Source organism: Calothrix sp. CCY 0018, assembly GCF_963920925.1.
Lineage (GTDB): Bacteria > Cyanobacteriota > Cyanobacteriia > Cyanobacteriales > Nostocaceae > Rivularia.
On sequence record NZ_CAWUDI010000036.1, the window covers coordinates 87,193 to 95,519 of the forward strand.

Consider the following 8,327-nt stretch of genomic DNA (forward strand, 5'->3'; position numbering starts at 1 on the left):
ATAAATTTTTTCTTCTGCCAGGTTTAGTTAAATTAGAAAAGCCATGCTAAAAACCTTGTTGGGCGACCCCAACGCTCGTAAACTAAAAAAATTCCAACCATCAATTACTGAAGTTAATCTCTTAGAGGAAGATATTAAAGTTCTTTCCGATGAAGAGCTTAAAGGTAAAACCGTAGAGTTTAAAGAACGTCTTCGTAAAGGCGAATCCCTTGATGATATCCTACCAGAAGCTTTTGCAGTTACCAGGGAAGCTGGAAGGCGCGTTTTGGCGATGCGTCACTTTGACGTGCAGTTGTTGGGTGGGATGATTCTGCACAAGGGACAAATTGCAGAAATGAAAACCGGGGAAGGTAAAACCCTGGTGGCGACATTGCCTAGTTATTTAAATGCTTTAACTGGTAAAGGCGTACACGTAATTACCGTTAACGATTACTTAGCCCGTCGTGATGCTGAGTGGATGGGACAAGTACATCGTTTCTTGGGATTGACTGTAGGACTAATTCAGTCCAGTATGTCCCCCGTAGAACGAAAGAAAAATTATGAATGCGATATTACCTATGTTACCAACAGCGAAATAGGTTTTGACTATTTGCGGGATAACATGGCAACGTCGATGGCGGATGTAGTGCAGCGTCCGTTTAATTATTGCGTAATTGACGAAGTTGATTCGATTTTAATTGACGAAGCACGTACACCTTTGATTATTTCCGGTCAGGTAGAAAGACCTACCGAAAAATATGTCAGAGCGGCTCAAATTGCTAGATCGTTGCTCAAAGAAGAAGATTACGAAGTAGACGAAAAAGCTCGTAACGTACTTTTGACTGATGAAGGTTTTCAGCACGCAGAAGAGCTTTTAGAAGTAAACGATTTATTCGATCCTGAAGATCCTTGGGCGCATTTTATATTTAATGCGATCAAAACCAAGGAATTGTTTTTGCCAGATGTACACTACATTCTTCGTAATGGGGAAGTCGTAATTGTAGATGAATCTACTGGTAGGGTATTACCGGGAAGACGTTGGAGTGACGGTTTACACCAAGCTATTGAAGCCAAAGAAAATGTAGAGATTCAGCCGGAAACTCAAACCCTAGCTTCGATTACCTATCAAAACTTGTTTTTGCTGTATCCCAAATTAGGTGGAATGACAGGAACCGCAAAAACAGAAGAAGTAGAATTTGAAAAAATTTACAAATTAGAAGTAACCATAATTCCTACCAACCGAGTCAGGCAGCGTAAAGATTTGGCTGACATGGTATTTAAAACAGAAGTCGGTAAATGGAAAGCTATTGCCAAAGAATGTGCCGAAATGCACGAAACCGGCAGACCTGTTTTAGTAGGAACCACCAGCGTTGAAAAATCGGAATATCTGAGCAAACTATTGAAAGAGATTGGTATTGCTCACGAACTGCTCAACGCTAGACCCGAAAACGTCGAACGGGAAGCTGAAATTGTCGCTCAAGCCGGACGCGGTGGAATGGTAACTATCGCCACCAACATGGCTGGTAGAGGTACCGATATTATCTTGGGTGGTAACGCCGAATACATGGCGCGTTTGAAAGTTCGCGAATTTTTAATGCCTCGGATCGTTAAGCCAGAAGACGAGGATGTATTTTCGCCTCACAGAGCAACTTTACCCACCGGAACCGATGGCGGACAAGGATTTACCCCCGGTAAAAAAGTTAAAACCTGGAAAGCTTCTCCCAAAGTATTCCCCACACAGATAAGTAAAGAAGCCGAAAATATTCTCAAACAAGCAGTAGAAGTAGCTGTTAAAGAATTTGGCGAACGTAGCTTATCCGAACTCGAAGCCGAAGATAAAATAGCGGTTGCAGCCGAGAAAGCGCCAACCGACAACCCCGTAATTCAGAAAATGCGCGAAGCATATAACCGCGTCAAAGAAGAATACGAAGCATTTACCGACGCAGAACATGATAAAATCATATCCTTGGGCGGTTTGCACGTAATTGGTACCGAACGCCACGAATCGCGACGGATTGACAACCAGTTAAGAGGACGTGCCGGAAGACAAGGGGACCCAGGTTCCACCAGATTTTTCTTAAGTTTAGAAGACAACTTAATGAGAATATTCGGTGGCGATCGCGTTGCTGGTTTGATGAATATGTTCCGTGTAGAGGAAGATATGCCCATCGAATCGGGTATGTTAACTCGCAGCTTAGAAGGTGCCCAGAAAAAAGTCGAAACCTACTACTACGACATTCGTAAACAGGTATTCGAGTACGATGAAGTAATGAATAATCAGCGTAGAGCAATTTACGCCGAACGTCGTCGAGTATTAGAAGGGCAAGACTTAAAAGAACAGGTAATTAAATATGCCGAAAAAACGATGGATGACATCGTTGATTTTTACGTCAACCCAGACTTACCTTCGGAAGAATGGGAATTAGGTAAATTAACCGAAAAAGTTAAAGAATTCGTTTATCTGCTCTCAGACTTACAACCTTCTCATTTAGAAGATATGTCAATGAGCGAAATCAAAGCCTTCTTACACGAGCAGGTTCGCATCGCTTACGACATGAAAGAAGCTGAAGTTGACCAAATTCAACCCGGATTAATGCGTCAAGCAGAAAGATTCTTTATCCTACAGCGGATAGATACCTTATGGCGCGAGCATTTACAGCAAATGGAAGCCTTGAGGGAGTCCGTAGGATTGCGCGGTTACGGTCAAAAAGATCCGTTAATTGAATACAAGAGCGAAGGTTACGAACTATTCCTGGATATGATGACAAACATCCGCCGCGATGTAGTTTACTCCTTATTCATGTTCCAACCACAGCCACAGCCTACAGTCGAAACATCTCAGATGGTGTAAGGATTTTAGATTTTGGATTGCAAAATCTTTTGTAGGAATATTGAGAAACCGGGTTTTAAATTAAAACCCGGTTTTTTTTTATAGTTCGTAGTAAGGACTAAAGTCCTAAATCCGAGGACTTTAGTCCTTACTACGAACCTATCATAATTATTTTCTTACATGAAACTCCTATTCCTATGCAGCCAAAATAAATTACGGAGTCCCACAGCAGAAGCGATTTTTTCCGAATACGAAGGATTAGAAGTACTATCTGCTGGTTTAAACAAAGATGCAGAAAATGTTTTATCAGCAGAAATGATTGAATGGGCCGATATTATTTTTGTCATGGAAAAGTCACATAGAAATAAATTATCCAAAAAATATAAAACATTTATGAAAGGTAAGCGAGTAGTATGTTTGGATATTCCCGATGAATATGATTGTATGGAACCAGATTTGATTAAAATATTAAAAAATAGAGTTTTGCCATTATTGGGGACATTTTAAAATCAACTATTAATTAATATAAAAAAATAATATTTAGAGATAAAATACATAAAAGAAGAAACAGACTTGATTAATTAAGAGTGTTAATAAGCTTTTAGCCCAGGTTCACCGCTTACAGTGCGGCTCAGATGGGCTTTATTTTTGTGGCTCCAGTCTTTTAGTCATTCAAAAAAGCGTGTCCGTTCCGTAAGGAAATATGATAACAGGGGATGTTAACATTATTCGGAGAAATATATTCATGAACCCATCAGGGGTAAAAATTATTTTAGTAGAACCAGCGGGGCCTTTAAATGTAGGTTCCATAGCGCGAGTTATGAAAAATTTTGCGCTTAAACAACTGGTTTTAGTAAATCCCCAATGCGATTACTTGGGAGAAGAAGCGACGAGAATGGCAGTTCATGCCAAAGATGTTTTAGAAACAGCAGTATGTGTAAGCACATTGCCCGAAGCACTTAGTGGGTGTAAGCGGGCGATCGCCACAACAGCTAGAACCCGAGATAATTCTTTGCTGCAAAGCCCCCGCGAAGTATTACCCTGGTTATTAGAGGTAGAAGCACAACCAGCAGCATTGATTTTCGGTAGAGAAGATAGAGGATTGAGCAACGAAGAATTAAACTATGCTCAAAAATTTATGCGTATTCCTACCGATTCCGGATATGCATCGTTAAATTTGGCTTCTGCCGTAGCAATTAGCTGTTACGAATTAACGCTTTCTCAACCATTAACCATTGAAACTAATGCTTTAGATAACGAAATTGCACCGATGGAGGTTGTCGAAGGATACTACGAACAGTTAGAATCGCTACTGCTGTCTATCGAGTATTTATATCCTCATACCGCAGCCAGCCGCATGGAAAAGTTTAGGCAATTGTATAATCGCGCTCAGCTGCAAACAACAGAAGTCGCTATGCTAAGAGGTATCTTGCGGCAGATTAGTTGGGCGATCGCACAATCCGGAAAGTTATGAAAACAGATGAAAGAATATTAATCATCTGCGCTATTGTCCCCGAAAGTAAGAATAATAGCTTAAACTAAACACGAAAATGCTACGAAGAGTAATGTGAAAAGAAGCGCGTAGTTAATATTAGTTAATCTTTTGGTTCGAGAATTAGTCCCGTATTTACAGTTTGAAGTGGGTTAGAAGGAGTAGCGGTGTCAGAATCAAGTTACAAATTTACAGCTTCTGGGCGGCGACAACCCACAAAGGGCCGTCAAAAAGTACGTAAAGTCCAGAAGCCGGGAAATGAAAAAGTTAAAGTAGTTGGAAATCTTCGTCCACCCCAACAAGGTGGAACCGTTTCACGTGTAATAGTTAGCCCTTCATCTAACACCGCGAAAAAACCCCGCAAGCGAAAAAGAGTAGAAGCACCAGCAGAGACTTGGTTAAGAAAAAAGAATGCATCCCAAGCAGCATCTAAAGGAATGAAATCGGCTTCTGTAAATGGGATTCCACCTTTAAAATTTAATAAACGAATAACTAAAAGAGTTAAAGTATCTAACAAAACTCGTCTCAAGCCGATGGCGAGAACCATGCTTTATATATTGCGCTTATTGATTGTCGGAGTAGGTATTGGCGCAATTGTAGGTACGGCATTATCAGTATTAGATCCAGCAACCCAAAGTACTACAGCTAAATCATCTAACGTCGAAAATCAAGCTCAAGTACCTGCCAACAACCCTGCCAACAATCAAGGTTTATATTTAACCCAAGAAATAATTCCTCTTAAAAGCACCATACAAAGTTTAGTTGCCGCTAACCCGAATTTGACACCAGGGATTTTCATAGCAGATTTAGATAATGGAAGCTATGTAGATTCCAACGGCAACACTTCATTTCCAGCAGCCAGCACAATTAAATTACCTATACTAGTTGCCTTTTTCCAAGATGTAGAAGCAGGAAAAATTCAACTAGATGAACCGTTAGTCATGGAACAATCAATGCTTGCGGGTGGCTCCGGCGATTTGCGGAGTAAACCAGTCGGAAGCAAATTCACCGCCTTGGAAGTCGCGGATAAAATGATGGTAATTAGCGACAACACCGCTACAAATATGCTAATTGCCCGCATGGGTGGAATAGATGTTTTAAATCAAAGATTTCGCAGTTGGGGTTTAACAGCTACGACACTTCGCAACCAGCTACCCGACATCGAAGGAACCAATACCACCAGCCCTAAAGAATTAGCCCAAGTAATGGCAATGGTGAATAAAGGGCAATTAGTTTCAAATATGATGTCCCGCGAACGTATACTTGACATCATGCGTCGCAACCAAAGGCGGCATTTATTACCCAAAGGTTTAGGTGCCGGAGCCAAAATAGCTAATAAAACCGGGTACATTGGCGCAATGTTAGGTGATGTAGGTTTAATTGAATTACCATCCGGCAAGCGTTACGTTGCAGCAGTCTTGGTACAGCGCCCCAGAAACGATCCTGGCGCAGAAACTTTAATTACTTCCATATCTAGTTTCGCTTACCAATACTTTAATCAACCAGTTGGGATGCCAGTAGTACCTGGTAACGTGCTTCCACCAACCGGCAACTCTCCTTATTTAAACAATCCATCAACCGGAACTAACATTTACCAACCACCGTTACCGAATGCTGTTCCCAACGGTGTAAACAATACAATCCCCACAACAACTTATCCAAATAATGGGTACAATTCGCAGTATTATTATCCTTATCGAAGATAAATTAAATGGTTAATGGGTAATTGCATGGGGAATTGGGCATTGGGTATTGGGCATTGGGTATTGGGAGACAAGGAGACGAGTTATCAATTTACTCCTAACTCCTAACTCTTAACACCTAACACCTAACACCTAACTCTTTAATTTAAAATCCAAAAGATAAAATATAAAATCCAAAATCGAATGACTACCCCTTCAATTCAATTTTTTGCTGGCATTGACGAAAAATTAGGAAACGTTAGCCTGCGTCGCAATCCGAATACTGGGAAACGCATCGTTTTAATGACATTTGAGCAAATGCAGGCATTAGAAGAATTCAACAGCTTTAAAAAAAAGTCTTTAAATTCAATGCTTTTGAAAGATGAAGAAGGCGAAATCAACGTAACTCCCTCTTCTACTAAATTCATTTTTGGTGGTGATGAAGGAGATGAATTAAAAAGAGTTGATTGCCAATTTGAAATTGAGCAAGACGAACATTGGGAGAGGTTTATGCGTTTCATGCATCGTTATGCGGATGCTAACGGAATGGCTTATGCAGATTCTTGAAGAGTTGGAAGTTACGTCTGATATGAATTAAAAATGCACCTTCGGGCTGCAAGGATTTTGAAATTATCAACGCGAACTAGCTCGTTTCAGCAGTTAATTCACATCAGACGTGAATGATAAAATTTTGGATTCTAAATTTAAAGGTTGCTTAATCTGAGTAACAGTTTTTACAATAGCTGGGTAAATCGTGAGTTCTAATTCTTTCTCGAAAATCTTGGTATTTTTGTGAATTCCAGATTTTTGCAAAATCCTCTTCAAAAACATTACCCATTTTTACCGTATCTGAATCTGCCAGTATAGAGCAAGGGACAACATCACCACTGGAAGAAATATAAGTATTGCTCCAAGCCCAAGGACATTTTTTTTGTTTTGAATAAAAATCATTACGTTTGATATTTAACTCGATTTTATTTGTATTAGCTACTTGTTTAGCCTCTGTTAAAGTACTAATTAATTGTTTAGAATTTAAGTCAGTTTTGATAGAGTTATTGTATTCTTTAATTGTATTTTTCCCCCAGTCACTTAGAAAAAGTTGCAAATTAATATCATCTACTCCCAAATCGCTAGCTAATTTTACTATTTGTGGTAACTCATGAATATTTTTATCGGTAACTACAGTCCAAACTGATAGATATGGTTGTTTTTTACCATTACGAATACGATTCAAATTTTGAATGTTTTTCTTAATTTGATCAAATTTACCTCCAATTCGGATACTTTCAAAAGTTTCTGCTGTTGCACCATCGATACTGAAAGTAATACTAGTATTTTTTAATCGGGCAAGCTGCTCGGCTACTTTTTGATTACAAAGGCTTGCATTTGAAATGAAACTCATTAATAAACCGTGTTTATGTCCTAAGTTAAGCATGGGAATAAACTGCTTATTAAGTAGAGGTTCACCCATTCCCTGAAGTTTAACTTGTTCAAGATATGGAAATTGATCTAAGATGCGGCTAAAAGAGGTTTCATCTAAGTGTTTTTTTTGCTTATCCCAGTAAGTTACTTGACAATGTTGACACTTAAAATTACAGTCGTTATTTGGCTCAACATTAATAAAAAAGGGAGAAAAAGGTATTTTTTTCCATTTAAAAATATATGACAACATTATACCAGTATAATTCCACAGTAGGAGAGGATTTTTGAATCTCTGTATCCAAAGATATAATTTGCCCTTTGCAAGAAATGCCATTGAATATCACCTTGTATAAATTGCTTGACACAATTATAAAATTTGACTGGTTATATATTCAAATATACACAAAGGAACTATAAAGGATTAATTATGAAAATTATTTATTAACTTTAGAGAGAGAAAAAAGCATATTTACCAGCATGAAAATTTCGACATCATTTCCATAAATATGCTATGTAAATTTGTACTCTAAATAATGAATAGTATATTTGTTCTCTTTGCCTACAATACTTTTAACTATAAAAATTATTTAACTTTCTACAGAGAAAAATAAAATACTTGAAATTGTATTTAATTTTAATGAAAAGCGGTTTTAAATCGTCATTGTTTCGCTTAAACTAATTCTTCCGTAACCTAACGTTTTACGTCCAATAGAAAATTTCAGCTTCAGGAAAACGTTCGGCGATAGCACTTTCAAAAAATGTCCGCAATTCTTTCATGGTGTCTTTATGGTAAACATATTTGACACCGCCGAATTTGTTGCGTTTAACGCTGCGGTTTGACTCATCTAAATCGAGTTTGCTGTTAGGATAGTTACTAAAAATATAGTCAAATATATTAACTAACTTTTAGCTTTGTAAGGCT

At 38.5% G+C, this 8,327-nt stretch carries 7 protein-coding genes; 5 read left to right on the plus strand and 2 right to left on the minus strand.

All coding sequences use genetic code 11. The features are described from left to right. Positions 1-43 precede the first annotated feature (43 nt). The 5 genes from secA (at position 44) to psb28 (ending at position 6,550) form a co-directional block, all read left to right on the plus strand. Positions 44-2,830 (plus strand): preprotein translocase subunit SecA, encoded by a 2,787-nt coding sequence (gene secA, locus ACM03V_RS23920; RefSeq protein WP_414623299.1) that lies wholly within the window; start codon positions 44-46, stop codon positions 2,828-2,830. A gap of 159 nt (positions 2,831-2,989) precedes the next feature. Continuing rightward, a complete protein-coding gene (locus ACM03V_RS23925) occupies positions 2,990-3,316 on the plus strand; it encodes a low molecular weight protein tyrosine phosphatase family protein (RefSeq protein WP_414623300.1) in 327 nt (108 codons plus the stop codon). A gap of 238 nt (positions 3,317-3,554) precedes the next feature. After that, positions 3,555-4,283 (plus strand): RNA methyltransferase, encoded by a 729-nt coding sequence (locus ACM03V_RS23930; protein WP_414623301.1) that lies wholly within the window; start codon positions 3,555-3,557, stop codon positions 4,281-4,283. 185 nt (positions 4,284-4,468) lie between these two features. Continuing rightward, complete coding sequence (locus tag ACM03V_RS23935) at positions 4,469-6,007, plus strand: serine hydrolase (RefSeq protein WP_414623302.1); 1,539 nt, start codon at positions 4,469-4,471, stop codon at positions 6,005-6,007. Between the two features lie 180 nt (positions 6,008-6,187). Beyond that, a complete protein-coding gene (gene psb28 / locus ACM03V_RS23940; protein WP_414623303.1) occupies positions 6,188-6,550 on the plus strand; it encodes a photosystem II reaction center protein Psb28 in 363 nt (120 codons plus the stop codon). 148 nt (positions 6,551-6,698) lie between these two features. On the opposite strand, the gene ACM03V_RS23945 is transcribed toward psb28, so the two are convergent. Both ACM03V_RS23945 and ACM03V_RS23950 read right to left on the minus strand, forming a co-directional pair. Further along, on the minus strand, positions 6,699-7,739 hold the full coding sequence (locus tag ACM03V_RS23945; RefSeq protein WP_414623304.1) for an SPASM domain-containing protein: 1,041 nt from the start codon (positions 7,737-7,739) through the stop codon (positions 6,699-6,701). A 365-nt stretch (positions 7,740-8,104) separates the two neighbouring features. Continuing rightward, positions 8,105-8,299 (minus strand): spore photoproduct lyase family protein, encoded by a 195-nt coding sequence (locus tag ACM03V_RS23950; RefSeq protein WP_414623308.1) that lies wholly within the window; start codon positions 8,297-8,299, stop codon positions 8,105-8,107. Positions 8,300-8,327 lie beyond the last annotated feature (28 nt).